At 45.3% G+C, this 25,489-nt stretch carries 27 protein-coding genes and 1 pseudogene; 12 read left to right on the top strand and 16 right to left on the bottom strand.

Annotation, left to right across the window (positions count from 1 at the left end):
* Nucleotides 1–267 precede the first annotated feature (267 nt).
* From RLO19_RS16270 to RLO19_RS16260, 3 genes and pseudogenes are all read right to left on the bottom strand, one after another.
* Nucleotides 268–1,317, bottom strand: a pseudogene (locus tag RLO19_RS16270) (DUF1611 domain-containing protein).
* Nucleotides 1,301–2,374 (bottom strand): dipeptide epimerase, encoded by a 1,074-nt coding sequence (locus tag RLO19_RS16265; RefSeq protein ID WP_446358019.1) that lies wholly within the window; start codon nt 2,372–2,374, stop codon nt 1,301–1,303. Before RLO19_RS16265 ends, RLO19_RS16270 begins: the two are co-directional and overlap by 17 nt.
* 494 nt (nt 2,375–2,868) lie before the next feature.
* Nucleotides 2,869–3,210, bottom strand: a complete 342-nt coding sequence (locus RLO19_RS16260) for a histidine triad nucleotide-binding protein (protein WP_446358017.1) — start codon at nt 3,208–3,210, stop codon at nt 2,869–2,871.
* Between the two features lie 193 nt (nt 3,211–3,403).
* Here RLO19_RS16260 and ebsA point away from each other — a divergent pair, with 193 nt between their 5' ends.
* From ebsA to RLO19_RS16240, 4 genes are all read left to right on the top strand, one after another.
* A complete protein-coding gene (ebsA, locus tag RLO19_RS16255; RefSeq protein ID WP_446358015.1) occupies nt 3,404–3,775 on the top strand; it encodes a type IV pilus biogenesis protein EbsA in 372 nt (123 codons plus the stop codon).
* Between the two features lie 38 nt (nt 3,776–3,813).
* Nucleotides 3,814–4,905 (top strand): phosphotransacetylase family protein, encoded by a 1,092-nt coding sequence (locus tag RLO19_RS16250; protein WP_446358013.1) that lies wholly within the window; start codon nt 3,814–3,816, stop codon nt 4,903–4,905.
* Between the two features lie 79 nt (nt 4,906–4,984).
* Nucleotides 4,985–5,539 carry a signal peptidase II gene (gene lspA / locus RLO19_RS16245; protein ID WP_446358012.1) on the top strand — a complete coding sequence of 185 codons (555 nt, stop codon included), beginning with the start codon at nt 4,985–4,987 and terminating at the stop codon, nt 5,537–5,539.
* A 181-nt stretch (nt 5,540–5,720) separates the two neighbouring features.
* Nucleotides 5,721–5,855 carry a hypothetical protein gene (locus tag RLO19_RS16240; RefSeq protein ID WP_446358011.1) on the top strand — a complete coding sequence of 45 codons (135 nt, stop codon included), beginning with the start codon at nt 5,721–5,723 and terminating at the stop codon, nt 5,853–5,855.
* On the opposite strand, the gene RLO19_RS16235 is transcribed toward RLO19_RS16240, so the two are convergent.
* Nucleotides 5,842–6,531, bottom strand: a complete 690-nt coding sequence (locus RLO19_RS16235; RefSeq protein WP_446358009.1) for a peptidase C15 — start codon at nt 6,529–6,531, stop codon at nt 5,842–5,844. The genes RLO19_RS16240 and RLO19_RS16235 overlap by 14 nt on opposite strands.
* Nucleotides 6,532–6,599: 68 nt before the next feature.
* Nucleotides 6,600–7,592, bottom strand: coding sequence for a zinc ribbon domain-containing protein (locus tag RLO19_RS16230; RefSeq protein ID WP_446358008.1), 993 nt, complete (start codon nt 7,590–7,592; stop codon nt 6,600–6,602).
* Between the two features lie 276 nt (nt 7,593–7,868).
* On the opposite strand from RLO19_RS16230, the gene hisH reads away from it, so the two are divergent.
* The gene (gene hisH / locus RLO19_RS16225) at nt 7,869–8,504 is read left to right on the top strand and encodes an imidazole glycerol phosphate synthase subunit HisH (protein WP_446358006.1); all 636 of its coding nucleotides are present in this window, start codon (nt 7,869–7,871) and stop codon (nt 8,502–8,504) included.
* Between the two features lie 147 nt (nt 8,505–8,651).
* Here the strand turns inward: hisH and RLO19_RS16220 are convergent, their stop codons facing one another.
* On the bottom strand, nt 8,652–9,413 hold the full coding sequence (locus RLO19_RS16220) for a carbonic anhydrase (protein WP_446358004.1): 762 nt from the start codon (nt 9,411–9,413) through the stop codon (nt 8,652–8,654).
* A 578-nt stretch (nt 9,414–9,991) separates the two neighbouring features.
* Between RLO19_RS16220 and RLO19_RS16215 the strand changes: the two genes are divergently transcribed.
* The 3 genes from RLO19_RS16215 to RLO19_RS16205 all read left to right on the top strand — a co-directional run bounded on the left by RLO19_RS16215 (nt 9,992) and on the right by RLO19_RS16205 (nt 13,687).
* Nucleotides 9,992–10,849 carry a prohibitin family protein gene (locus tag RLO19_RS16215; protein ID WP_446358002.1) on the top strand — a complete coding sequence of 286 codons (858 nt, stop codon included), beginning with the start codon at nt 9,992–9,994 and terminating at the stop codon, nt 10,847–10,849.
* A 373-nt stretch (nt 10,850–11,222) separates the two neighbouring features.
* Nucleotides 11,223–12,665 (top strand): cytochrome ubiquinol oxidase subunit I, encoded by a 1,443-nt coding sequence (locus tag RLO19_RS16210; protein ID WP_446358000.1) that lies wholly within the window; start codon nt 11,223–11,225, stop codon nt 12,663–12,665.
* Between the two features lie 8 nt (nt 12,666–12,673).
* Entirely contained in the window at nt 12,674–13,687 is a 1,014-nt protein-coding gene (locus RLO19_RS16205; RefSeq protein ID WP_446357998.1) for a cytochrome d ubiquinol oxidase subunit II, read from the top strand.
* 141 nt (nt 13,688–13,828) lie between these two features.
* Here the strand turns inward: RLO19_RS16205 and RLO19_RS16200 are convergent, their stop codons facing one another.
* Entirely contained in the window at nt 13,829–14,893 is a 1,065-nt protein-coding gene (locus RLO19_RS16200; RefSeq protein WP_446357996.1) for a YheT family hydrolase, read from the bottom strand.
* A gap of 67 nt (nt 14,894–14,960) precedes the next feature.
* Here RLO19_RS16200 and RLO19_RS16195 point away from each other — a divergent pair, with 67 nt between their 5' ends.
* Both RLO19_RS16195 and RLO19_RS16190 read left to right on the top strand, forming a co-directional pair.
* Complete coding sequence (locus tag RLO19_RS16195; protein WP_446357994.1) at nt 14,961–15,707, top strand: TRAP transporter substrate-binding protein; 747 nt, start codon at nt 14,961–14,963, stop codon at nt 15,705–15,707.
* Between the two features lie 132 nt (nt 15,708–15,839).
* Nucleotides 15,840–16,589: a Uma2 family endonuclease gene (locus RLO19_RS16190; protein ID WP_446357992.1), complete on the top strand. Its 750-nt coding sequence runs from the start codon at nt 15,840–15,842 to the stop codon at nt 16,587–16,589.
* 3 nt (nt 16,590–16,592) lie between these two features.
* Here the strand turns inward: RLO19_RS16190 and RLO19_RS16185 are convergent, their stop codons facing one another.
* The 7 genes from RLO19_RS16185 to RLO19_RS16155 all read right to left on the bottom strand — a co-directional run bounded on the left by RLO19_RS16185 (nt 16,593) and on the right by RLO19_RS16155 (nt 22,461).
* Nucleotides 16,593–16,976 (bottom strand): hypothetical protein, encoded by a 384-nt coding sequence (locus RLO19_RS16185; RefSeq protein ID WP_446357990.1) that lies wholly within the window; start codon nt 16,974–16,976, stop codon nt 16,593–16,595.
* 278 nt (nt 16,977–17,254) lie between these two features.
* Complete coding sequence (locus RLO19_RS16180) at nt 17,255–17,791, bottom strand: WD40 repeat domain-containing protein (RefSeq protein ID WP_446358110.1); 537 nt, start codon at nt 17,789–17,791, stop codon at nt 17,255–17,257.
* Between the two features lie 16 nt (nt 17,792–17,807).
* Complete coding sequence (locus RLO19_RS16175) at nt 17,808–19,667, bottom strand: nSTAND1 domain-containing NTPase (protein WP_446357988.1); 1,860 nt, start codon at nt 19,665–19,667, stop codon at nt 17,808–17,810.
* A gap of 107 nt (nt 19,668–19,774) precedes the next feature.
* Nucleotides 19,775–19,960 (bottom strand): hypothetical protein, encoded by a 186-nt coding sequence (locus RLO19_RS16170; protein ID WP_446357986.1) that lies wholly within the window; start codon nt 19,958–19,960, stop codon nt 19,775–19,777.
* Nucleotides 19,961–19,980: 20 nt separating this feature from the next.
* Nucleotides 19,981–20,721, bottom strand: coding sequence for a pentapeptide repeat-containing protein (locus RLO19_RS16165; RefSeq protein WP_446357984.1), 741 nt, complete (start codon nt 20,719–20,721; stop codon nt 19,981–19,983).
* A 91-nt stretch (nt 20,722–20,812) separates the two neighbouring features.
* Nucleotides 20,813–21,517 (bottom strand): pentapeptide repeat-containing protein, encoded by a 705-nt coding sequence (locus RLO19_RS16160; RefSeq protein ID WP_446357982.1) that lies wholly within the window; start codon nt 21,515–21,517, stop codon nt 20,813–20,815.
* A gap of 131 nt (nt 21,518–21,648) precedes the next feature.
* The gene (locus tag RLO19_RS16155) at nt 21,649–22,461 is read right to left on the bottom strand and encodes a carbon-nitrogen hydrolase family protein (RefSeq protein WP_446357980.1); all 813 of its coding nucleotides are present in this window, start codon (nt 22,459–22,461) and stop codon (nt 21,649–21,651) included.
* Between the two features lie 460 nt (nt 22,462–22,921).
* Here RLO19_RS16155 and RLO19_RS16150 point away from each other — a divergent pair, with 460 nt between their 5' ends.
* A complete protein-coding gene (locus RLO19_RS16150) occupies nt 22,922–23,158 on the top strand; it encodes a hypothetical protein (RefSeq protein WP_446357978.1) in 237 nt (78 codons plus the stop codon).
* Nucleotides 23,159–23,320: 162 nt separating this feature from the next.
* On the opposite strand, the gene RLO19_RS16145 is transcribed toward RLO19_RS16150, so the two are convergent.
* Both RLO19_RS16145 and RLO19_RS16140 read right to left on the bottom strand, forming a co-directional pair.
* Complete coding sequence (locus RLO19_RS16145; RefSeq protein ID WP_446357976.1) at nt 23,321–24,121, bottom strand: class I SAM-dependent methyltransferase; 801 nt, start codon at nt 24,119–24,121, stop codon at nt 23,321–23,323.
* A gap of 158 nt (nt 24,122–24,279) precedes the next feature.
* Nucleotides 24,280–25,008, bottom strand: coding sequence for a hypothetical protein (locus RLO19_RS16140; RefSeq protein ID WP_446357974.1), 729 nt, complete (start codon nt 25,006–25,008; stop codon nt 24,280–24,282).
* On the opposite strand from RLO19_RS16140, the gene RLO19_RS16135 reads away from it, so the two are divergent.
* The coding region (locus tag RLO19_RS16135) for an RRXRR domain-containing protein (RefSeq protein WP_446357972.1) at nt 24,999–25,489 on the top strand (491 nt) is incomplete at its 3' end. The two genes, RLO19_RS16140 and RLO19_RS16135, sit on opposite strands and share 10 nt — an antisense overlap.

Below are 25,489 nucleotides of genomic sequence, written 5' to 3'. Positions count from 1 at the left end.
TCCAAATCTCAACAATTTCCCCTCAAATACCTTCAATTCCTCTGCGTACCTCTGCGCTACCCTCTGCGCCCTCTGCGTTAAAAAAACATAATTCCAACGCCGACACATCGGACATTTTAATGCCCTAAATTGCCGACCAAACTAACACATCTAAAATAGTGGAATAGATTTGACGATTTGATGGGCGCACGTTGGCAATAGGGCGCACGGAGCGTGCGCTCCTACGGTTTGGAGGATGTAACTCTAATCCATCAAATAGGGAAAATATTATAACGTTTCCATTACAGCATCGACCAACAAATCTGCCCCAAACCGCACCACATCCGTACAAGGTAAACCCGTCTCATCCTGAACCTGCGCGATCGCGTCTTTTGCTTCCCCCTCTCTCAAATGCCCCGTATTCAAGGCTATTGCCACCACTGACACCGGTGCAAATGCCCCTCCCGCCCTAGCCACGGTTTCATACAGTCGAATAACCTCTGGTAACGGTGGAATCAGCACATCCGGGTAATGGCGAATATGCCGTTGTCCAGCGCGATGAACTAATATTAAACCTGTGGGTTGTGTGCCTCGAATTAAGGGTAAGGTTGCCGTAGAACCAGGATGAATCAGTGAACCCTGTCCTTCTATCATTAACAACTCATAATCCTTGCCAAATTTCATCACCATTTGTTCAACCGCACCCGCCGCAAAATCAACCCGAATTGCATCTAAAGGAATACCATCCCCAGCAATCATTAACCCCGCTTGACCGGTTGCCAAAAACTTAGACTTAATTCCCTTTCGACAAGCGGCGCGATGAAACTCAATACTGGTAGACATCTTCCCCACACCCATATCCGTACCCACGGTTAAAATCCGTTGACAAGACAGCGATCGCGCTTGGGCTTTACCAATCCCCAAACCCTTGGGTTCCTGGCGAATATCCCAAATTTGTTGATTGGGTTTGAGTAATTATTGTAACTCTGGATCAGATGCCATTGGCGTATGCAAACCGTTATAAATTGAAAGTCCCGCCGCTATTCCCTGCTTAACTTCTTGCCACCAAACCTCTGGCAATCGTCCCCCCGATGGGGCAATTCCAATCGCTAAAATCGTGGGATTGTAGGCGAGGGCGGAACTCACTGAATCCACAATCGGCGCATTACAGTTAATTCCAGTTAATTCAGATAAAGATTCTCCAGCACAATCCTTATCAATCAGCGCCACGACAGTTGCTTCGCTATATCGTAGCAGCGTTAATCCGGTTTTCCCCTGATCGCCGCGAATCCCTTCATGTAATAAAATAGCAACAGGCTGATCACTCGTCAGATACATGGCGTTGCACTCCCAATCCTGATAAATTATTTGGTATCAATCGTCCATCTTGAAGCGTCGCCCCGGTAAAGGGATCGTCTGCTAAGTTCAAATGGCTATCTAAATCCAGATAATCGGCGAAAGAGGATAAGTGAGACGCGGCGGTATTGGCGAGGGTACTATCGGAATAGCAGCCATACATCACCTGTAATCCATAGGCTTTGGCAGTATGTACCATCCGCAAGGCTTCGGTTAATCCACCGGATTTCATTAGTTTGATATTAATCCCATGAATGCAATCAGCCAGGGGAGGAATATCCCCACTGGTAAAGCAGCTTTCATCGACAAAAATAGGCAAAGGCGATCGCGAATACAGGTGAGGTAAATCCGCCTCTTGTCCGGCTCTAAGGGGTTGTTCGACGTATTTGACACCTTGTGGGGCTAACCAGTCGCACATTTTTACCGCTTCGTCTAAACTCCAACCACCATTCGCATCAACGGTTAGCTGGGCTTGGGGGGCGACGTCTCGGATGGCTAATAGCATTTCGCGATCGGCTTCAATTCCGTCAGGGGAACCGAGTTTAATTTTAAGTACATTACCCCCAGTGATCGGTATCCAATCTCGCACTCGTTGTTTTGCGGCTTCAGGTGTACTAATTCCTACCGTGGCGGAAATTGGCACAATTCGGTGGCGATTGCATCCCCATAATTTCCATAAGGGAACACCCAAGTGTTTTCCTAACCAATCCTGTAATGCTATATCAATCGCCGCCCTAGCCGCTGATGGTGCATCAGTTTCTGCCAAGACTCGTTCGATTTTCTGGCGTTCCCAGGGTGTATATGCTTCTAATATGGGTATAAGTAACTCAAGTGCGGTTAACAGCATCTGAGTGGTTTGTGGAGGTTTAGTTAAGGGATGGGATGGAGTCGCGATCGCAAAGGGAGAGGCTTCGCCCCAACCCTCTATCCCCTGATGTTCTAGCCGCACCCAGATATTGGTGCTTTGGGAGGTTGTACCGCGACTAATGGTTAAGGGGAATCGCTTGTGAACAGTAAAGGGTTCTAGGCTAAGGCGCATAATCCAAGGGGGGTTTATTACACAGTAAGCCCATATTAGGTTGAATAGCACTGAAAAGCGTGCAGTTTGGGAGCGCCGAAACCTTGGATATACCGTAGGGTGGGCACTGCCCACCAACATACCAGTCAGTGACATTCATATTAGGATATGGTACTGGAATTCGCTGATTCCAACCCGAAGCCGATGTGGTAACTATCTTCAAAGCTTAGCTTGACAGCGCTTCAGGTAAATCTGTAGGGTGAGGAGAGTGAAGCGTAACGCACCACTCACCGTTAAAGACTTTGGCACAATAGATTTTACGGTTAAATCGGGCGCAAGGATGGTGCCCCTACTGGAGAACCGCTATATTTGTTCGTCACGACTAACTCGAACTCTGGCTCTACTACTAACGGAATAAAGGGCAGAGTAAGCGATAAATCGGTCAAGTTATTCAAATAATCTTGAAGGAATTATATCCCTGCCCCTGTGCACCTGTGCCCCCCACACCTCAACTTTTAACCGGGGGGCCACTGCATCTGGCGTCCACCTAAAATGTGTAAATGTAGATGATCCACGGTTTGACCGCCATCAGCCCCATTGTTGATCACCACTCGATACCCTTGATTCAAACCCACTTGTTCAGCCACTCGCTTAGCAGTTAACAGCAGATGTCCCATAAGGGCATGATCTTGGGACTCAGCCGCCGCTAGCTGGGGAATCGGTTTTTTGGGAATGAGCAGAATATGAACGGGGGCTTTGGGCGTAATATCCTTGAAAGCTAGGACTAGATCATCCTCATAAACAATGTCAGCCGGGATTTCCCGACGGATAATCTTGCTAAAGATTGTCTCACTCATGGCTAATTGCAGTTTTAGTATAAATGCTTCATTAGAAATTAGCATACAGGAACCAAAAACGCCTAAGATCGAGGTAGAGTAAACAATTGGTGGAGAGATCTATCTAGTTCAACCGCATCGGTTTCCTATAATTTATTAACCTCTAACGAGAGTGCATGACATTCTCCATACCGGAACAAGACGTTAGTCAGCTATGTCAATCGAGAAACTTCAGCCAGCCGATAAAGGCGCCGTCGGTGTCTACATGCCTTACTATCAAGGCGCTAAACGCAATGCCCTCCCCCTGGCGATTAGTCTGTATCAACAGGGTTCCTTAGAAGGGAGTCGCCGTATTGAAGGCGGTGAGAGCATTCCCTTTGTGGCAACCTGGTTTGTCTCTAAGCTACCTTCGGAACTCACCCGATGCCGATTACAGTTTGATGGGAATGCGGAACTCAGTTATGAGGTAACTTTGGCAAATTCTGAATTTATTAATTACTTAATCGAAGTCATTTTGAATTTCAAGCGCACCCGCTTGACCGATTTTTCCCAGACATTTTATCGAAAACTACTACGTGACGAGTAAACTCAAGTGGCATTTTGAACGGAGGAGTGAAATTAGGGGTGACAAAATCCGTGAATTATTTACTAATTGGATCAACTGAAGCGTATAGTGGCAAGTCTGCCATTATTCTGGGCATCGCCCATCAGCTCAAAAGCAAGGGACTGGATATTGGTTATGGTAAGCTCTTAGGCAGCGCTGGACATGCCAATCAACTAGATTGGGACGGCGATGATGTGCAGTTTATTCCAGAAATCCTTAACTTACCAGAAAAGCAGGTGCGATCGCCTTTAGTCTGTCTGGATGATCAGACGATGCAAAAACGCTTACGCGGTGAGGATTCTACCAATTACCGTCAATCGCTGAAGTCCTATCTCCAGCCTCCGATTGGCGATTTAATGGTACTCGAAGGACCGAGTACGCTTTTTGAAGGCAATCTATTTGACCTCTCGTTGCTGAACATTGCTCAGGAAATAGAGGCTTCAATTGTATTAGTCAGCCGTTTTCATTCGGTGTTACTGGTGGAAACGCTGCTATCTGCCAAACACCAACTTGGCGATCGCTTACGGGGAATTGTGATTAATGCGATTCCGGCTGATCAACTGGAAATCGTTCAATCCACTGTCCAACCCTTTCTAGAGGCACAAGGTATTCCTGTATTGGGGATGTTACCCCAAAATGACTTACTTCGCAGCGTTACGGTGCGAGAATTGATTCATCAACTGGATGCTCAAGTGCTTTGCCGTCCGGATCGGATAGATTTATTGGTTCAAAGTTTGACCATTGGCGCGATGAATGTCAACTCTGCCCTAAAATACTTCCGCAAAGGCAAGCACATGGCAGTGGTTACCGGAGGCGATCGCACGGATATCCAAATGGCAGCACTGGAAACTTCAACCCACTGTCTGATTTTAACAGGTCAACTACCACCCCAACCGTTAATTGTCAACCGTGCTGAAGAATTGGAAATCCCCATTTTATCGGTGGATCTCGATACCCTCACCACTGTAGAAATTATCGATCGCGCTTTTGGTCAAGTACGCCTGCGCGAATCCATAAAAGCACAATGCGTCCAACAGCTTATGACAGAACATTTTGACATTGAACGGTTGATGAATCTGTTGGGTTTAGAAGCGGTTGTATCAACTCATTGAATCGTACCTACACTATAATGCCAAGCATTTAGTGTAGGAGGATGTCACAGTGGTAATATTCGATGTCAACCAATTGACTATGCCTTTTAGAAAAAATCGTTACTTCTGGATAATTGCCGCTGTTAGTTTAATTTTGGATCAACTGACTAAATATTTAGTGGTACAAAATTTTGCATTATCCGAAACTTTGCCTCTGATTCCCGGTATTTTTAACTTAACGTATGTGACGAATACCGGAGCCGCATTTAGTCTGTTTAGTAAGGGCGGAGTTTGGCTGCGCTGGCTATCACTGGCAGTGAGTCTGGGTTTAATGGGGTTGGCATGGTTTGGTTCCCGGCTGAAACCTATTGAGCAGTTAGGCTACGGGTTTATTTTAGGGGGTGCATTAGGCAATGGAATTGACCGATTTTTTAATGATTGTATCGTTAATGGAAAACAGTTAACCTGTGTGGTTGATTTTCTGGAGTTTCCGATCGTCAAGTTCCCTGTATTAGTCAATTTTCGGCATATTCAACTCGTCCCTTTTCCAGTGTTTAATTTTGCTGATGTTTTTATTAATCTAGGGATTATCTGCTTGTTAATTATCAGTTTTCGCCAAAGTCGCCCACCTGGGGCTCAATCTCACAGACAGTAAGCCTTTTTTGCCCTAGCGATTAAAATCGCTGCTACACAAAAAAGTTTGCCTGCGCGGACTGGATAAGGGGGTAGTCAACCCGGATTTGGTATTAACTCAAGATGAGGGCGAGTCAACAAAATTAATCGGTTTTCCCTTTAACGCTAGTCCGGCGACTCGCCCCTACAGGGGATGATTATAAATGATTATCGAAAAATCACGGTTAATTGAAGATGAGGGCGAGTTAACAAAATTAGTCAGTTTTTCCTTTTGCTCGGATCGCCCTCTATTGAAACGAGAAGGAATCTATGTTGTCTTTGTCTCTAAGCAGCAGTAGTTGTCTGTCTTATTTGGTTTTGGCGTTGAATCATTGCCCAAACTGCTATTCTGGAAATAATTAGGCGAAAGTCTGTCAAAATTGTGGATAGGTTTTCGGGCGTTAGTAGGGGAACGTGGACAAAGATACAACCAGTTGTCGGGGAATAATCGCGCAAATAGCTTAATACTTGATAATAGAGTCCTTCACAGACAAATTTACCCGCGTCGTAACTAATCTCAGTTTCGGTTAATCCCTGTAATAGTTCCTCTAAGTCTACAGAGGTGTTGAGGAAGTGAGTCTGGATGTTTATCTTATTGCCAAGGAAGGCGGAAAGATAATAGGACAACCCTTTAAAGCTGAAGATTTTCTGAAGAACTATATAATAAACCAACCAATAGACTTGAGCAACAAGGTATAGAGGCGTTGCCCCAGCTTCTACGGTTAATCGGGAACGGGATTCAGCCATGCCGCAACAGATTACCACATCCGGTTGCAGGTGTTCAATTTCCGCGATCGCTAAATCACTGGCTGGAAATACGTCAACGGGTAGCTGTCTCAGATACGCCAAGGATATGGCTTGTTCCGGAAACGGGTTACTCTCTTGTTGGATTTTCAGCAGTAAATCATCGGACGCATTGGATTTGTGATCAGGTAACCAGGTTTGAAAGGATGTCAAAAGGATAGTTGTTGACATTATCGATTAGCACCGAACTCATTAAAATATAGATTGAACCATAAAAATAACGAGGAATCGGTTCATGGTTATCCAAAACTTTGACATTTTGAACTTAAGTAGGAACGGAGACCATAAACTCCCGCCACACCTAAAAGCTCCAAGTTGTGTGCCGCATTGTGGTCAGCATGAGATTGGTAGCCACAATGAACACACTTAAACGAGTCACCTTTTCGGTTTCGTCTATCCCATCTGTTGCAGCTTGAACAGAACTGCGAAGTCTTAAAGGGGTCTTTCACCACTAGCTGAATCCCCTCCTCTTCGCACTTTCTCTCCAAAAATTGCACCAAAGTCCTATATAGCCAATGAGACAGCCGCCTGTTAAACAAGCGAGAGAACGTCCCTCGTTTTCCCTGTTTAACCAACTTCAAGTCCTCAATACTGAGAACTTTTATTGAAGACCAATCAACACTTTTCAGGGCATGACCCAACCGAGATTTTATTTCGGCGTGGGTATGCTTCTGACGCTTTTTAAACCCCTGAATTCGTTGATAAATATCTTCTCCAACTACCTGGGAGTCACTGAAGACGACGCCGTTTTTGTAGTTGGAATCCATCCCCACTACCTGACCTGATGTTTTCAAGGGAGGTCTAACTTTCTCAAAGATAAAATCAATCCACAATCGCCCTTTCTTCAACCCCAGGCGGATCGTTTTAGAGAGTTGCCATCCCTGAGCTAACCGTTGATTGATGACTGAGGTGGACTTGAGGGGGATAACTAACTTGGGCGCTCCCGAACCAATCAGTTTGACACACCAATCAAAGCCCTTCTTTTTAAAGGGAGAGAGGGTGACGAAGTGGTAAAATAAGGTAACTGTGTGCCGTTTAAGTTGAGGTTTCCGTTTTCTCTGTTTTTTGTGTCCAGAAGAAACACACTCACTTGCTTGTTTGGCAAGGGCTTGCCCCAAACGGGTGGTGATGCCAAACTTTTTCTTGGCGGGCGTGAACTGTTGGTAAGTCAGCCAGTTTCCCGGAAAAATCTTGACGTTGCCAAAACAAGTCAACAAAATACTGCATAACATCGTGGCATTGAGTCAAAAATTCGCGCACAATTTCTAACTTACCCACATTCAAATCATTCAGGTAAACCCTAGCTGTGCGTTTCATCAAATTTTTGTTTCTTTTCGATGCCACCATTGAGTTGTCATGTACTATAGGTAGTGGTCTAGGTACACCTGATGGAGAGATTGTTCAAGGGTTCACCCCCCAAGAGTCCTTGGGGTTATTTTATGTCGTTTTGGATTGCGACTAAATAAAATAATAGCAAACAAAGTCAAACTATTGGAGAATTATTTACAATGCCAATCATTGCGGTGGTCGATTACGATATGGGTAACCTGCACTCGGCTTGTAAAGGGTTGGAGAATGCGGGTGCAACAACCAAGGTAACAGATATCGCGGCTGAGATTGAACAGGCGGATGGGGTGGTACTACCGGGAGTGGGTTCATTTGACCCCGCCGTACAGCATTTGCGATCGCGCGGACTCGATGAACCGATTAAACGGGTGATTGCTAGCGGTAAACCGTTCCTGGGTATATGTCTAGGGTTGCAAATTCTGTTTGAAAGTTCAGAAGAAGGAAAGGAACCCGGATTAGGGATTATCCCGGGGAAAGTGCGGCGATTTCAGCCAGAACCGGATATCCGCATTCCGCACATGGGGTGGAACCATTTGGAGTTCACTCAACCGGATTGTCCCTTGTGGATGCAGCTATCTGAGAACCCACAAGTTTATTTTGTCCATTCCTACTACGTTGAGCCTGTTGATCCGACGATTCGCGCCGCTACAGTGACACACGGATCACAAACCGTAACGGCTGCGATCGCGCGGGATAATATGATGGCGGTTCAGTTCCATCCCGAAAAATCGTCCACAGCAGGCTTACAAATTCTATCGAACTTTGTCACTCTCCTGAAAACTCCTGTATCCGTCTAAGATTGGGGAACAGGTAACAGATGGAAATAAGGAATATGGGAATGTAGAGACGTTGCATGCAACGTCTCTACATCCGGGCTGGTTTTGCACAAAGGTTATCAATAGCCAAGCCTAAAATCCCCAAACCCTCCCCATACTAACTTAAAACTATTTGGTTTCAATAACTCGTTGATTCAGAGGTTGAACAGGTCGAGCATTACCGCTATAAACTGACTTAAATTTAGCTAGCTGCTGGGATGATATCTCAATTGGCTGTTTCAAAACATACCACTCGACCCCTTCTGTACAAGGTGGGGTAGTTAATGAACCCGTATAATGATAATAAGACTTGTCTTGTGGCGGTAACGCACTAGCATTAATCGTCACACCCCGGACGATTCGTTCTCCTTTCTGGGTTGGTATATTCGCCCATAAGGTTTCAATAAATGGATTGTATTGACCTTCTTTTAGGAAAACTCCAACAACCGCCAATTGTCCATCCTGACTTTTGTGAACCAGGTGGGCTTCCATGGGATAGGCTTCACCCTTAACCCTGTGTTCGCTGGGAGAATGGAAATGAAACTGGAGAAGTTCATACCGCTTACCTTCAATTTCTATATAACTTCCAGCCTTGTAGTCAACTTCAATGGCATGACCATTATTAATAACTTTAAAGGGTGTATTTTTATAGGTAAATTCAAGGGATTTAGCGCTAGAGGCTGACTTATCGTTCAGATTAATCGGAGACTGCTCTTTGCCAAGTTTACAGGTTTCAAATTTCGGACTTAAGTTTCCCCAATTTTTAGGTGATGCATCCCCACTATATCCCCAGTTAACCGAATGGGTATTACTTGATTGAACTTGAGGCGCGATGACTACACAAGACGCGAAAAGAACAAAGATAATGAATCTAATGGTACTGTTTTTCATAGCACTCCCTCACATTTTTCACCGATATACATAGGGTACATATTAGCTTTGTCGGTTGGGTTGAGATACCTAGGCAAGGCTTCTCGAAGAGTAACCCAACACCAGAGTTAGCGTGAATATTATGTGCTTTCCCTGACATGCTACCATGGACGTATCTCTATCTACCTTCATAGCATTATTCAGAATTAATTGATCCAGCAAATTCATAAATATTATGAATCATTTTATGGTTTGTTGAGATAGATTTAGATATATTTGGGCAAAAATGATATTTCGCTTCCCTAGTTAGGATGCTACTCCCCCATCTCCCTTATTCCCTCTGCTCGCCATAGTTCCACGCCTTACGTCTAAAACAGGCTTTCCCGGCTCCTCCGCTCCTCCGCTTCCCGATTTGGGCGGGTGCGAGTGAAGTTTCCAGACAGTGCCAAAATGTTATCTGTAAAACCCGCCCCTACAGCAGACGCGCCCTAGAACATCTGGAACATGCTTTCCCATTTTCCCCTAATCAACACAACTGGGTCTGAACATTGGTAGGCTGGAAAGAGTCGCCAATGGCTATGAAGTAAGGAGAGTAAACGTTGAAGTATCAGAATTCACAGAATTGGCAAGCTTTAGTGGGAGGAATTATTGCAGCAGCCTTGATTCTCCTTAGCTTTAGCTCCTTTGTGATCATCAACCCAGGTCAAGCCGGGGTGATCAGCATCTTGGGTAAAGCCAGAGATGGAGCCTTACTAGAAGGTATCCATATCAAGCCGCCTTTAATCTCAGTGGTGGACGTATATGATGTAACCGTGCAAAAATTTGAAGTTCCTGCCCAGAGTTCCACTAAGGATCTTCAGGATCTATCAGCTAGCTTTGCGATTAACTTCCGCCTTGATCCGACACAGGTGGTTACGATCCGACGCACACAAGGCACATTGCAGAATATCGTCTCGAAAATTATCGCCCCTCAAACTCAGGAATCGTTCAAAGTTGCAGCGGCTCGGCGAACGGTAGAAGAAGCAATCACCAAACGGACTGAACTTAAACAAGACTTTGATAATGCTTTGAATGAACGGTTAGAAAAGTATGGCATCATCGTCCTAGATACCAGCGTGGTTGACCTAAACTTCTCCCCAGAGTTCTCCAAGGCGGTTGAGGAAAAACAAATCGCTGAACAACGGGCGCAACGTGCTGTTTACGTTGCCCGGGAAGCCGAACAACAAGCCCAAGCGGACATCAATCGCGCCAAGGGTAGAGCCGAAGCCCAACGACTATTGGCAGAAACCCTGAGAGAGCAAGGCGGACCACTGGTTCTGCAAAAAGAAGCCATCGAAGCCTGGAAACAAGGTGGGGCGCAAATGCCGAAAGTTTTGGTCATGGGTGGTGATTCCAAGAGTAGTGTGCCATTCTTATTTAACTTGGGGGATATAGCACAGGAAACGTTACCGCGCTAAGGACGCAAAATTCTGTGGTTATCCTGTTTTATTGGTTTTAAACTTAAGCAGAATGGCACTGAAATAAGCATTTTGAAATCGCTAAAACCTTTCATATACCGTAGGGTGGGCAATGCCCACCCACCGTAAGGAGCGTGCCATTCAACAAAATTCGCCAGTATTCCCCTAGAAGAGTCATGTAGAAACGTGCCATAACAGGATTATTTCTTTAACGACTACTTGCTCTAAAAAAAGAATGCCCTGAGGGAGGATATGCCACTCGCCGTCACGGTTTCAGCAGGTTAGGATAAGAACGAATCGGCTCATGAGCCTGATCGAGTTTTCTAGTCAATTGTGACCAAACCTTGTTCAGGTCTTAATGTAAAGGAAAGTCATGGAATTTTTGTCTGATACCGTCGTGCTGTCACGCCTGCAATTTGCAGTGACGGCTATTTTTCATATACTGTGGCCCATTCTCACCACAGGTATGGGTATTTACCTAGTGATTGTGGAAGGAATATGGTTGAAGACGCGCCATCCGGATTATTATTACCATGCTCGCTTTTGGTCAAAGCTGTATGTCCTCAACTTTGGCATTGGCGTCGCCACTGGTGTGCCGATGGAATTTCAGTTTGGCACTAACTGGGCATCCTTTTCGGAGGCTGTTGGTAATTTTTTTGGCAGCATTCTCGGCTTTGAAGCATCGATGGCGTTCATGCTAGAAGCAGCATTTTTAGGGATTATGGTGTTTGGTTGGCAGCGTGTTCATCCGATCATGCACTACATTGCCACTATCCTTGTAGCATTCGGTGCTAACTTATCCACGTTCTGGATTTTAGCTGCCAATTCCTGGATGCAAACCCCATCGGGTGGAGAATTTATCGATGGCAAGTTTGTTGTCAGTGATTATTTTCAGGCAATTTTCAATCCCTTCATGGTGAACAGCGTTCTACATATGTTTTTTGCCACCCTAGAAACATCGCTGTTTGTGATTGGTGGGATTAGCGCTTGGTACATTCTCAACCAACGCCATCAAGCCTTCTTTTCTAAATCATTGAAAATTGTCTTAGCCGTTGCGATCGCAGTGGCACCGTTACAGATCTATATTGGGCATTTAAGTGGCGAACAAGTGTATCGTCATCAGCCTTCAAAACTAGCGGCGATGGAAGCGCAGTGGGAAACCATACCCGCCGGAGTTGCCGCAGATTGGAGTCTTTTGGCATTCCCCAATGAAACCGCCGAACAAAATGATTGGGAAATTAAAGTTCCCAATGCTTTGGGATATATCCTGGAATTCCAAAAAGAATTACCAGAACCTGTATTGGGATTGAAGGAGTGGAAACCTGAAAATCGTCCCCATCTTTTAGGGTTAATCTACTATTCCTTCCGGATCATGATTGCCATTGGCTTCTTCTTCGCCGGATTAATGCTGTTGAGTCTACTACAATGGCTACGGGGTAAGCTTTCACCGGAAAACATTACCCAGCAACGTCTGCTTCTATTTGCCTGGATTTTTGCCGCGCCCCTCGGTTATATTGCTGTAGAATCCGGCTGGATTGTCCGCTGTGTGGGGCGACAACCCTGGACGGTATACGGGCAAATCCGCACCGTAGACGCCGTGTCTAATGTTCCAGCCAGTAATGTTTTAACCTCGTTACTTAGTTTCAGTGGGGTTTATATCCTGTTATTCTGTGCCGCTTTGTTTTTTGGTAGCCGAATTATCCGCCGAGGTCCCAATTTCAACCTCCCTTTACCCAGTTCTGAAACTCAAGAAGGAGTCAACACTGATCCGGGACAGTTTATTCCCGATGAACGCCCACTAGAAGCGCAACAGTAGGAGATTGTATGGAGACACTATCCTATTTTCTGCCCCAAGTTTGGTTTGCCATTTTAGCCCTATTTCTCTTCCTCTACGTGATGCTGGATGGATTTGATTTAGGGGTTGGCATTTTATCGGTTACTTCTTCCAGTGAGGAACGCCGTGGTATTTTAATGACCAGTTTGGGTAATGTTTGGGATGCGAACGAAACCTGGCTGGTGATTATGGGAGGGGGTTTGTTTGGGGCATTTCCCTTAGCCTACGGCACGATTTTAACTGCCTTGTACATCCCAATTTTATTTATGGTTTTTGGGTTTATCTTCCGGGCGGTGGCGTTTGAGTTTCGCGAACAAGCTAATCGTAAATTCTTCTGGAATTTAGCTTTTGGTGCCGGAAGTTTCTGCGCTGCACTGGGTCAAGGATTTGCCTTGGGGGCGGTACTATCGGGTATTACGGTTGATGAAGCGGGTCATTTTATTGGCGGGACTTGGGATTGGCTAACCTGGCAATCTGTTATCGTGGCATTAACTTTAATTCAAGGGTATGTGTTAATTGGCTCAACCTATTTGGTTCTGAAAACAGAGGGAGAGTTACAAGCCACCCATTACAAAACGGCTAAAATTGCCGCGATCACCACGCTAATTGGCGCGATTGTGATTACGATTACCACGCCAATCTTTTATGAGTATGCGCGATCGCGTCTATTTGCTCAACCCCAAATTTATATCTTCGCCGCCATACCCCTACTGGGAATTACGCTGATTTGGCTACTCCTGAGAAGTCTAAATCGACAGGAGGAGAGAACGCCCTTGCTCTGGACGATTCTACTTTTCTTACTGACGTTTATTGGGTTAGCCTTGGTTGTATTTCCCTACATCATTCCCACTCAGATCACCATTTATGAAGCAGCGGCTGACCCCAGTGCGCTGGTTTTCATGATCATATTTATCGGTGTTCTGATTCCGATTATGTTGGCATACAATATCTATCAATACATCGTGTTTCGGGGTAAGGTTACGGGTGAACATTATGAAGCCTAAATCAGTCAAAATTATGCCTTGGGTGTAGTCGCCGGGTCAAAGGTTAAAACTTAGTCGGGGCGGGTGCGAGTTCCATCTAGATGAGGTGAGAAATGATAGTCGTAAAACCCGCCCCGACACAAGACGCGCCATGGCGCGTCTCTACACTTTGGTTTCGCGATCGCACCATTCCAGCACTCGATTCCACGCCCACCAGCAGTCAGGATCTTGATAGTCACGCTGACAAGCACGAGAACTAATATAGCCTACATGACCCCCCTGTTTTGTCACCCTTAAGTCAATCGCCGGATTATCAGCACAAATTCCTTGCAAGTCGGGAATAATTGTGGGGTCAAACATCGGATCATCGGCTGCATAAAGAATCAGCGTCGGTTTGTGCAGGTGAGGTAAAATATGCAGTCCACTACTGGCATCATAGTACTCTTCCACAGAGGAAAACCCTAATCGCTTAATTACTAGCTCATGATCAAATCCCCAAATACTGTTCGCCCGTTTAATCGCTTCTGGATCAATGTCTTGGGGATGAGCCTGGTAGAGACGCCATGCGAGTTTTTTCAAGGTGCGGGCGACAGATTGTTCTAAATACCGCCCCAATGGATGGTTTAACAGATACGTCAGAGAACGGTTAGAATCCAGACTGGGACAAATAACTGCACCACCGCCAATCTCTGACTCCTCTAATCCTACCTCTTCTGGCAAACGTGCGATCGCAAGGGCTGATTTAATCCCCCAAAGCGCTAATTGTCCGCCCAGTGAATAGCCTGTAAACCAAAATGGGGCGGGACACCCCATGGCTTTTGATTGCGCCGCGATTAGAACAAAATCATCACCCTCGTACAAACCATCTGAGGTTAACGTTGGTGACAACAGTGCTGTTTTTCCATGGGCTCGCCAGTCAAATAGCACCACCGCATAGCCTTGAGCAAAGGCTTTACGCCCCAACAGTCTCAGAAACCATTGGTTATCCAAATCTCCGGTAATGCCGTATGTTCCCACAATCGTACCTTTGGCATGTTCGGGAATTGCGACAATCCCAAAAATTGGGACATTGTGGGCGCCGCGAAAAATTTTCTCCTGATAAGGGGGTTCTGGGTAGGGAATCGTCGCTTCCCAATCGCGGGATGCTCTAAACGCCAAGTACAGGGTCATCGCCAGACCATTACTTAACCACCAAGGGGAATGAAAGTGTCTTTTGTCATTCGTCATTTGTCATTCATCGATTTTTTTCATGATTTATCATTAAGATTACTTATTTAAAAAATATAATGAGGTTATGAAACGCCGAAATATTCTTAAGTATACAACAATCGCTGCCGTTGGGTCTAGTCTCAACGCCTGCCGGAAAAAAACACCTCCAATCCTATCAACACAAACTCAACCTATCATTAATTGGCGCATGGCAACAAGTTGGGATCGTTATTTTGAAATCTTGTTTGAGGGGATTGAAACATTATGTCGCTCGGTTAGCACGATGACGGAGGGGCGCTTTACGATAACCCCCTATCCAGGTGGTGATTTAGCCCCACCCCTAGAAGTATTTGATGCCGTTTCCGCCGGAACTGTTGAATGTTGTCATACGAATACATTCTACTCCTTTGAAAAAAGTCCCGCTCTAGCCTTTGGCACTACCCTTCCTTTTGGTTTAAACGCTCAACAGCAAAATGCTTGGCTTTACCAAGGTAAAGGGTTAGACGCTTGGCAAAAGATTTTTTCCGAGTTTAATATCATCGGATTTCCCGCTGGCAATTCAGGGACACAAATGGGGGGATGGTTTCGGCGAGAAATTAACACAGTTGCGGATTTAAAGAACCTGAGAATGCGGCTACCTGGGCTTGGGGGGCAAATTATGAGCCGTTTGGGTGTCAAAGTTATGACAATTGCGGGTCAAGATATTGTACCTGCTTTGTTAGAAGGAAGCATCGATGCCGTGGAATGGATTGGTCTTTATGACGATGCTACATTTCGAGATGTTTATACTCAATGGCAAGCTTTTAGGCATCAGATTTTTGAATGGAATTGAGTCAGTACATTGAGTTTCACTGACTTTGCCTATACAACAATTGCTAATCAAGTAATAGAACCCTAGTGGATCAGAGTAGTATTGGGTGCTACCCTAAAACTAATCCCTAAAAGAAAACCACGATCAATCCTCATGGTTCAGCTTCCAGCTCAATCTGATCCACCCCTTTCACCTCGGCAAACCCTACCGACAATGTATGATTTACCGAGTGATAACCCGGAGGAACCTGGATTGCCAGACGAGTTTCATTTTTTACAACCACTACTGCTGTTTCTGACATTTCAACCCGCTAACTGGAATCCAGAGTTGGTATTTTCTGCTTGTGATTTGAATCTTTACTATAGTGTTACCCATCCGCAGTGGTACAAGCGTCCGGATTGGTTTGGAGTGGTGGGTGTACCTCGGTTGTATGAAGGGCGGGATTTACGGTTAAGTTACGTGGTTTGGCAAGAAGAAGTAAATCCATTTGTGGTGGTGGAATTATTATCGCCCGGTACACAAGAAGAAGATTTGGGGCGCAAAGTGCAAACCCCCGGAAATCCGCCGACAAAGTGGCAAGTGTATGAGCAGATTTTACGGATTCCTTACTCAATTGTTTTTAGTCGTTATACCAATGAACTACAGGCGTTTCATTTAGTCGGGGGTCATTACGCACCAGTGAACCTCAGTGATAATCGATTATTGATGCCGGAGTTAGAGTTAAGTTTAGGATTATGGCAGGGGAGTTTTCGGGGAATTAACCGTCTGTGGTTGCGGTGGATGACGTTTGAGGGGGAATTAATTTTAACGCCGGAAGAGGAAGCGGTTATGGCACAGGAAAGGGCGGAACGCTTGGCTGCACGATTGCGGGAGTTAGGGGTTGATCCTGATGAGTTGGAATAGGTGCTAGGTTTGTAGTTGCGCTGTCTTCGCCATAATCGGGAGCATCAAAGCGGTGGTTCGGGCTGTGGCGGCTTTCAATTCAGTCTCGACAAGCCTATCTAGCTCCGCTTGTTGTTCCGGAGGTAGCATCTGTCCCTGATCCCGTGCTGTTCGCCAGCGATTCATCAACTCAGATAAACGCTGTTGCTCAAATTCACTAAAAAACCAGTCAGGACGAAAGCTTTGGAGAATCAGTAGGGTACCCAATTCACCACCTTCTAACTGGGCGGTCAACGCATCTAGCGCTTCACCTGCGGTTTTACCTGTGGATTGCTTATCACCTGCGATCGCTCGATAAAGCCTCTCACCGCTTGCATTGGATACTGGCAAGATAGCAACTGTAGTCATGTCTTTACTTGAGAGTCTTTTGCTCACCAATTATACGTGACATTCACCCTCAGCCTGGAAAAGCCGAAACGGCTATAAAAAGAGCAATTAGCTTATACAGCTAACGTCACGCGATCGCACTGTCTTTGATGACTCCTGTTTGAGTATCTAAGGTTAAGCGGTTTCCTTCAAGGAGTTGGTTGAATCTGATCGATTTGAGTGAATAGCGTTCGTTAATGCAAATGAATGTAGGGGCGCAAGGCTTGCGCCCTTACCAAGGTATCGCATCGAACCGGAAATTACTCTTGAGTACCAATACCATCGCACAAATGGCGGTCTTCTTCACTGATATTAGGGTTAGTCTTCAAATAATCCCGCAGCCAATTACAACCGCGAATTAATAAATCATCTAGATCAAAGTTCCATAGAATCACTCTGCCATCCATACTGGCAGAAGCAAGGGTCTTACCATGAGCATTAGGACTAAAACTGACAGCAAAAACACGCTTTTTATGCTTCTGTTGACTTTGAATTAATGTGCCATTGATCCTCCATAGTTTGACGGTTTTATCAACACTGGCAGAAGCAATTATTTTTCCATCAGGGCTATTGGTTAACGGCGTTGTGCGGTTTAACTCTAACAGGTAAGAAATATAGTCTTCCCGCAGGGATAAAATAACTTTGACATAAGGAATCTCTACACATTCGCGCAGAAACTCATAAAACTCTCGCTTGCTGGCTGTATCTTTGTGATCAAAGAAAAACTCCTCAAATTGGTCAAAAATTAGCACGGTTAACAATTGGCTGTGTTCATTTTGACGCAATTGTTTGAGAATTGTTGGCAGGGTTGACCTAACCCCCCCCAGCCCCCCTTCCCTGCAAGGGAAGGGGGGAGTCAGAACTTCTTTTATTATCCCCGATTAAATCAATGTTAGAGCCTCTCTTAGCTCCCCCCTTTTTAAGGGGGGCGGGGGGGGGATTGGATTGAGTATCAAGAGACTCCTTAGCGAAACTATAAGAACGGTTAACACTCTTCAATGCTTCCACTAAACCCTTATCTAATCCCCCAACCCAATCTTTATAAACTTGTAGCAAAACAGGTACAACATCCCGCCCTTCAAAATACGTTTGTTGCAGAATCGGAACTAATCCCGCCTGCAAAATCGAACTCTTTCCTACCCCGGATGACCCATAAATTACCGTCAATTTGCGATCGCGCCGTCGAATCCGTTCCAGCAGTTCCTCCAAATCCCTCTGGCGTCCAGAGGCGGCGACGATTTGGGATAAGGATAACTTCTGTCTTCCCCTGACACCGGGTTGGATTACCTGTCGCGGTGGGTGCAGTCGTCCCGCACCAATAAATGCCCGTAAGCCATATTGGGTCTCGATTTGCCGTTGTTCTAATTTTAAATGAAAGGCGTCTAAATAATCCCCTTGCTCAAATTTCAGAGTGCGTAAGTTTTGTATGATGTTAACGTAAAGTTTCGGGTCATACTGATGCAGGGGAATGGTCGCATTTAAGCTAATCTCTCTCGCTGTTGCTAACGTCGCGATCGCGTCCTTCACTTGACCCAACTGCTGCTGGGATTGTGCCAAAATAAAATAACACAATCCTAGCCGTTTTATCTCGATATCTGATATCTGTTGCCAAGCATCAATTCCTTGCTGCGCCAATTGCTGGGCATCTCGCCACTGACGTTTATTTAAAGCAACTTCGGCGAAAAAACCATAGTCTTGAGCAACTTTCTTGACATTCCCCTGCTGCTGATGCCAATTTAACGCTTTTTCCGCTAACTGTTGTAAATTTTTCCAGTCACCAACTTGTCGCAGCAAATCCCCTAATTTACAACTATGGTGTGCCAAGGAATCTGTACAGTTTTCCTGATTTAAGTGCTGCCAACATTGCTGAACATACTGCCGAATTTCCCCTTCATGCTGCTCCCCTTTCAGCGCATAAGCCCAAGCAAGATACAGCGACACAATCCCCACCCGTTCTCCTGACTGATGCTGTTGCCAAATGGTTAAACTTTGCTGATACTGAGTAATCGCTTCATCAATTTGATTATTTCTCGTGTGAATGACTCCCAAAGTTAATGATAAAATGGCATTAAAATCCGGTGGCAAGTCTTGTCCTTGATCATAGCAAGATTGCTGAATCGCCTCTAATTCGGTGCAATCTAAGCTTAAGTTTTCTTCATCAGCAAAAGCTTGGGCAGCCGTTTCCTCGACTAATGCCCTCAGTGCGGGTTCAGGTAACACAAATTCCAGCTTTGGACTCGCCCAATTGTAGAGATCCATGGCGACTCGGATCAGGCGTTTGCATACCTTATCGGTTACCCAAAATACTACCGGAAACGGAAAATCGCGCAATAAATCGCGCACCTGATTTGTCGCGATGAGTAAGTCATCGAGATCCCCGACAGACTCTAACCCCGTTACTAATACTGCATCAGGTTGCTGATCCCCTAATTGATGGTGAATCGCCGTATATATCGTCTGCGCCGATGAGTCTAGGGTTAACTCAAATAGATTGAGGGGACAGCGTTGGTGCAACAGGTGGAGAATCTGCGATCGCAAACAGGTATAGTTACACCGCGCCAGAATCAAGGAAAACCATCCCTGGGAATGGGTGAGCGATCGGATCAGGGTGTTTAAGGCATGATCGTTACAGGCGGCAATTTCGGCTAGAGGTTCTGGGGTTGGGGTATTCATGCTGTTTTGCACCAGGGGACTTCTAGAAAATTAAGATAGGGCGAGTCAATACAACTAATCGGTTGTCCCATTAACCATAATCTAGCGATTCGCCCTTATTGAATGGATTAATGCCTCTGACATTCGCGATCGCGTCGGTAAACTGAAACAAACGTATCAGGTTGGGATAGCCCATCCTTCTCCTTTGCGAGAATGTTCGACTTACTGTTTTCAGCTAAGTAGGTGAAGCGAACGGAATTTTCTATTGGTGTCAATTTAATGTGAAAATTAATAAGAGTGTAGAGACGTTCCATAAAACGTCTCTACATTTGTTTTATTCCACTAAGTTTAAAGATGTGACCTCAAGAATTGTTCCTTCTAGTTTGGTACTATCAAGTTGGACATTTGTCAAGTCTGTCCCAGCTAAATTTGCGTCGCTTAAATCAGCATTTTTTAAAATCGCCGCCGTTAGCTTGGCATAGGCTAAATTAGACCGACCTAAATTCGCTCCATTTAACTTAGCTTGTGTGAGATTGGCTTCAATCAGGTTCGCTCCACTCAAGTTAACCCCACTCAGGTTAGCATTGGTGAGATTGACTCCAATCATGTTGGTGATACTGAGATTAGCGCCTGTGAGATCAGCATCACTCAAATTCGCTTTGATCAGGTTAGCGCCGCTCAGGTAAGCAATCATCAGGCTGCTATGACTCATATCCGCACAACTCAGTTCAGCCCCACTCAAGTTAGCGCCATTGAGATTGGCATACCGCAGGTTAGCAACGCCAAGTTTGCTGCCAATTAAATTCGCATCTTTGAGGTTAGCATCTCTGAGATCGGCATTACTGAGCGTGGCAATAATCAAGTCAGCTTTACTGAGATCGGCTCCAATCAGTTTGGCATCTCGTAAGTTAGCATCACTGAGGTCAGCATTACGCAGGTCAGCACCCATGAGGTCAGCCCCCCGTAAGTCAGCATCGCGCAAGTCAGCATCACGCAAGTCGGCATCACGCAGGTCAACATTCTGGAAACTTCGCTCTCCTGCTGCATAACGTGACCGAAATTCGTTTGCATCCATAGGTGTAGGTAGGTTTTGTGTCTTGGGAATTCAGCTTGAACTAGCTTTTCCCAATGCTAGGTTCTAGCACGAACCAGAGGATACCGGAATCCTATCTCACGGAACTGGTTTGGGAATCTCCAGTCAAACTGATCAGGGTTCCTTCTAGCTTAGCTTGATCTAGATTGGCATCGGTCAAATCCGCGCTAGCTAAGTTGGCGTCGCGCAGATCTGCATGGCACAATAATGCTCCATTTAGCTTGGCATGAGCGAGGTTGGCTCGATACAATTTGGCTTCACTTAAATTGGCACCACTAAGATTGGCTTCAATCAAGTTAGCCCCATTGAGATCAGCACTAATTAGATTAGCACCACTGAGATCCGCTCCGATGAGATTGGTAATACTTAGATTAGCACCGCTTAAGTTAGCGTCGCTCAGGTTAACTTTAATTAAACTCGCATCACTCAGATAAGCGCGACTCAGGCTGGCGCTCTTGAGGTTAGCACCACTGAGTTCGGCACTAATTAAGTTGGCACCGATTAGGTTTGCCTCACTCAAGTTGGCAACACCCAACTTGGCGCCAATCAAGTTTGCCTCACTCAGGTTCGCACCCCTCAAATCCGCATCGCTGAGGCTGGTAAAAATTAGATCCGCACCGGTGAGATTGGCACCCTGCAAATTAGCCTCGCTCAGGTTAGCACCGCTCAAGTCACAATAACTCAGGTCAGCTTGGTTTAGGTCAGCACCAATCAGATTGACACTGCGAAAATTTCTTTCACCTGCGGCATAACGCGACCGAATTTCTGTAGCATCCATAGGTTTTATGTTGTAAATTTAGACTTAACAATTTTTTACGGCAAAACTAGTTGTCTAATCCCTCTGTGGTCACACATCCAAAAAACAAAGGACAAATGACCAAGGACAAATGACAAATGACCAGTGACTAATCAAATAAAAACCCGATGTTCTAGAGATGGCATCTGGCGACGAACTTGGGAGAGGCGAGTCGGATTAATTTCTGCGATCGCGACACCGGGTTTATCGCCAGCATCGGCTAAAATCACCCCCCAAGGGTCAACGATCATGGCATGACCGTGGGTTTTACGCATCGCGTAATGACGTCCCGTTTGAGCGGGTGCAATCACATAACAGGTGTTTTCAATGGCTCGTGCTTGGAGTAGGACTTGCCAATGATCTTTTCCCGTATACGCAGTGAAAGCAGCCGGAACAAACAAAATGTCCGCCCCTTTATCAGCTAAATGACGGTAAAGTTCTGGGAAGCGAACATCATAGCACACCGATACTCCCAAGTTGCCCAGTGTTTCGGAGTAACAAACCGATGGCAGTTGATCCCCAGGCATTACCGTACTCGATTCTTGATAGGTGTTGCCATCGGGGACATTCACATCAAATAAGTGAACTTTTTGATAACGCATCAGTTCGACGCCATTGGGATCGATGAGTAAGGCGGTGTTGTAAACTTTTGTATTGTCCACAGGCACAGGAAATCCTCCCCCAAGCAGAGTGACTTGGAAGCGCTGTGCCATGGTTTTGAGGAACTTTTCACTCTGGAGGGCGATCGCGTGAGCTTGTGCCACTTTTTCTTCTTCTTTACCAAGGAATGAGAAGTTTTCCGGTAAGGTAATTAGCTGGGCGCCTTGGCGCACCGCCAGTTCAATCAGTGTTTCTGCCTCAACCAGATTCTTCTCTAGGTCAGGCAGGCTTGTCATTTGCACAGCAGCGGCAAGGTAAGACTTCATGGTAGCAGGAATAGATAATGATTGTATCGTTTTAGTTTTTGCCCTTAACTATACCAGGCAACGCCTTTCACAGCCATATCAATTCTGGACGCACCCGAAGCGATCGCGTGGAGGGTAACTGGCTCTTAGGTTAGGTTCTGCCCATCCCCCGCCTTTGGGTTAAAGCTAATTTAGATTAATTCTTTCTTCAGAAGGATACCCAAACTGGAAGTATTTAGCTAACTTACTAACTATAAAGCTTAGGCGTTTGTCAACTAAGTCAAGCCTTTGTGTAATTAAATTTAATCTTTAATCAAGAACGTGGGTTGTATTGGTAAACCATTGAAACAAACCCTTAAGGAGTACGTCTTTTTCGGTAGCAATCCTGGGTTGCCATGGCAGTGCCATCATAGATTTAGATACAGTTGGTGATACAATCCCAGCTTATCTTCAACAGATACCTAAAGGAGGACAAGAAGGCATGAATCTAATTTGTGAAATTACTCAACAAGCGCTATTAACGGGTTATTTAACCACGGAATCTGAAAATCAACTGCGCCAGCTTCTGTCTAGGGAATATGGCACAGAAGACTTGAAAGCATTCATTCATTTGCAGCAAGCGGTGATGGAAGGTTTCGTTAGGCAAGAGTCTCGTGAGCTATTCTTTTCCCGAATACCCCCAGAAAGCTTTACCCAGGAAGTCGCGATCGCGTCTTAACCAATATTATTAAAAGCTTGCCCTGAGTCTAATCGAAGGGTCAAACATAAAAAAAATTGGGCAGCTAATGCTAAAATTTTTTAGTTGAGTTCGATTACTGAATCAGTGTTTGATAATTTGGCAAGCTAACAAGATACATAACCGACAATTTTTCAGCAGACTCTATTTAGTCGCTACAACAGCGATATTCCAAGCCAACCGCTTCATCAAAGGAATCTTTTTCAGACTCTGATCGATTATCTCCAACTGCTGATAAGTCGGACTCAATCGTTCATGTTCAATAATAATCTTTTTCCAGTAACGTTCTTTATTGGGATTAACCTTTTCAATTAAATAGAAGCGCAAGAAAATCCAAAGGCTTGCCAGCCAAAAGGTATCATAGGTTGTTTGGGAAAACAGAGACTTAACCACCTTGATAATATTAATATCCAACGGCATTTCATCATCAGTACGCACCTCAGTCGCCATACGCCGATAGACATTAATCACAGGATTATGTTTCAGCGGGTCCCAAAAACAGGCTTTTCCTCCGGGTTTGAGGATACGGTGCATTTCCCGTAGTGCGATTTTGGGATCGGGAATATGGTGCAATAAATTGGAGGCATAAACAATATCAAACGTATTATCGGCAAAATCCAGCGCCATAGCATTCGCTGTATGCCCCTCAATTTTAACGCCGTTAGCCGCCGCTAATTTTAGCGCCACCTCTACCATTCCGGGTGAATAGTCAGCGGCTACACAATTCGATCCTTTTTGGGCAAAGTAAACGCTATTTTCACCCGCACCACAGCCTAAGTCTAAGAGACGTTTACCGCGAATATCGCCGAGTTGTTGCAGAATAAATCGGTTTTCGGGAGCAGTACAGGCTTCAAAATAGTCAGCCACGCGAATACCATCGACATCAATGGCGGCTGCCCAGGTATCATGAAACTGGCGTTCTTTATTGAGAGTTTCGTCAATCATCTTGTCGGTAAGGGTTGGGGAGAGACGGCTAGGGAATTAATGGCAATTATACAATAATTTGTCCGATTATTCTGAGTGTAGCTTATGGCTGGTAATACTTCCTCCTCGGATGCGATCACGCCCTAAAAAGAAAGAAAAAATCAGGGAACCACTGAAGCTCAAAAACCAAACAAGCCAGCTTCGGTAAAAGCTCTGTCTAGATCAAGTGTTAAACCCAGATTTTCAGCCCACTCCCATAAATAATCAAAATCAAGTTGTTCCCCTTGTACCTTGAGAACTCCCAAGACATCACGCCATTGTTTTTCCGAACCTGAACTCTTTCTCCATCTTAGTTTACTTAAAATAACATCTTCAGGAGAAGCAAAATAGAGCCTCGTGTCTTCAAACTCAATCACCCGTCGGCGATCAAACTTCAGGCGATCAAATTCCTCTGTTCCGGTTATCAGCAAATCAGCACGACTAATGCTCTCCATATCGGTAATTTGTAGGATTTTCATCCGACCCAATTTTACAACACTGGGGACAGAAAAACTACACTCGCTGAGGGCGTCGGTTAAGCGATCAATATCAGTCGGAGAAATCCCGATTACCAAATCTAAATCCTGTGTTGTTCGGGGTTCACCGTAAGCGATTGCTGCTATTCCACCCGTGATGTAATAGGGAATGGACAATGCGGTAAAAATGGGATGAAGTTTAACCGCTAACTGTGCCGAATCCTGAATCCACATTTCTGACTTGATGGTGGGAATGTAATTAGCAGGACAATGTTCTTGTAACCACGCTCTGGCAATTTTTTGGGCGAACTGGGTTGGGGAAAGATGTGCAAATTGTTGGCTAAGAGAACACAACGACAGCTTACGGGCACTCTTTGTCAGCGATGCTGCCATTTTCAACCGTTCGCCTGGTGTTCGTTGTCGGAGCAAGTGAAACGTCAGCTTATCTGTTTCTACACTGGTGTCTTCAGCCTGGGGATGTTATCCTGATACAACAGAGAATGGAGGTATGGGTTGAATCATCGCGATACCCTTTTACCATCATCATGAAACAGGAGGTGAAAAATCCTGTTGTGAAAGAACATCGATTGAAAATTGACCCCGGTTCCCAAGTAACTGGACTCGCCATCTTAGAAGGAAACCGAGTCGTATTTGCAGCTGAGTTGACCCATCGCGGATTGGCAATAAAAGCAACTCTAGAGAGCCGTCGTGCTATTCGCCGGGGACGCCGGAACCGTCATACTCGATACCGCAAACCTCGATTTAACCGCTTCCGTTCCACCGGCTGGTTGGCTCCTAGTCTCCAACATCGGGTAGACACTACTCTAACTTGGGTAAATCGGTTGAGAAAGTTGGCTCCAATTTCTTTTATTTC

The organism is Coleofasciculus sp. G2-EDA-02 (assembly GCF_040226375.1).
Classification (GTDB): Bacteria; Cyanobacteriota; Cyanobacteriia; order Cyanobacteriales; family Coleofasciculaceae; genus Coleofasciculus.
The sequence above is the reverse complement of the archived record's forward strand: the minus strand, read 5'-3'. Positions and strand labels throughout refer to the sequence as shown.

Excerpts from the sequence above, each read along its gene's own strand:
- RLO19_RS16265 (WP_446358019.1), bottom strand. The coding sequence starts at position 2,374 with ATGCGCCTTAGCCTAGAACCCTTTACTGTTCACAAGCGATTCCCCTTA.
- RLO19_RS16260 (WP_446358017.1), bottom strand. The coding sequence starts at position 3,210 with ATGAGTGAGACAATCTTTAGCAAGATTATCCGTCGGGAAATCCCGGCT.
- ebsA (WP_446358015.1), top strand. The coding sequence starts at position 3,404 with ATGTCAATCGAGAAACTTCAGCCAGCCGATAAAGGCGCCGTCGGTGTC.
- lspA (WP_446358012.1), top strand. The coding sequence starts at position 4,985 with ATGCCTTTTAGAAAAAATCGTTACTTCTGGATAATTGCCGCTGTTAGT.
- RLO19_RS16240 (WP_446358011.1), top strand. The coding sequence starts at position 5,721 with ATGATTATCGAAAAATCACGGTTAATTGAAGATGAGGGCGAGTTAACA.
- RLO19_RS16235 (WP_446358009.1), bottom strand. The coding sequence starts at position 6,531 with ATGTCAACAACTATCCTTTTGACATCCTTTCAAACCTGGTTACCTGAT.
- RLO19_RS16230 (WP_446358008.1), bottom strand. The coding sequence starts at position 7,592 with ATGTTATGCAGTATTTTGTTGACTTGTTTTGGCAACGTCAAGATTTTT.
- hisH (WP_446358006.1), top strand. The coding sequence starts at position 7,869 with ATGCCAATCATTGCGGTGGTCGATTACGATATGGGTAACCTGCACTCG.
- RLO19_RS16220 (WP_446358004.1), bottom strand. The coding sequence starts at position 9,413 with ATGAAAAACAGTACCATTAGATTCATTATCTTTGTTCTTTTCGCGTCT.
- RLO19_RS16210 (WP_446358000.1), top strand. The coding sequence starts at position 11,223 with ATGGAATTTTTGTCTGATACCGTCGTGCTGTCACGCCTGCAATTTGCA.
- RLO19_RS16205 (WP_446357998.1), top strand. The coding sequence starts at position 12,674 with ATGGAGACACTATCCTATTTTCTGCCCCAAGTTTGGTTTGCCATTTTA.
- RLO19_RS16200 (WP_446357996.1), bottom strand. The coding sequence starts at position 14,893 with ATGACGAATGACAAAAGACACTTTCATTCCCCTTGGTGGTTAAGTAAT.
- RLO19_RS16195 (WP_446357994.1), top strand. The coding sequence starts at position 14,961 with ATGAAACGCCGAAATATTCTTAAGTATACAACAATCGCTGCCGTTGGG.
- RLO19_RS16190 (WP_446357992.1), top strand. The coding sequence starts at position 15,840 with ATGGTTCAGCTTCCAGCTCAATCTGATCCACCCCTTTCACCTCGGCAA.
- RLO19_RS16185 (WP_446357990.1), bottom strand. The coding sequence starts at position 16,976 with ATGACTACAGTTGCTATCTTGCCAGTATCCAATGCAAGCGGTGAGAGG.
- RLO19_RS16175 (WP_446357988.1), bottom strand. The coding sequence starts at position 19,667 with ATGAATACCCCAACCCCAGAACCTCTAGCCGAAATTGCCGCCTGTAAC.
- RLO19_RS16170 (WP_446357986.1), bottom strand. The coding sequence starts at position 19,960 with ATGGAACGTCTCTACACTCTTATTAATTTTCACATTAAATTGACACCA.
- RLO19_RS16165 (WP_446357984.1), bottom strand. The coding sequence starts at position 20,721 with ATGGATGCAAACGAATTTCGGTCACGTTATGCAGCAGGAGAGCGAAGT.
- RLO19_RS16160 (WP_446357982.1), bottom strand. The coding sequence starts at position 21,517 with ATGGATGCTACAGAAATTCGGTCGCGTTATGCCGCAGGTGAAAGAAAT.
- RLO19_RS16155 (WP_446357980.1), bottom strand. The coding sequence starts at position 22,461 with ATGAAGTCTTACCTTGCCGCTGCTGTGCAAATGACAAGCCTGCCTGAC.
- RLO19_RS16150 (WP_446357978.1), top strand. The coding sequence starts at position 22,922 with ATGAATCTAATTTGTGAAATTACTCAACAAGCGCTATTAACGGGTTAT.
- RLO19_RS16145 (WP_446357976.1), bottom strand. The coding sequence starts at position 24,121 with ATGATTGACGAAACTCTCAATAAAGAACGCCAGTTTCATGATACCTGG.
- RLO19_RS16140 (WP_446357974.1), bottom strand. The coding sequence starts at position 25,008 with ATGGCAGCATCGCTGACAAAGAGTGCCCGTAAGCTGTCGTTGTGTTCT.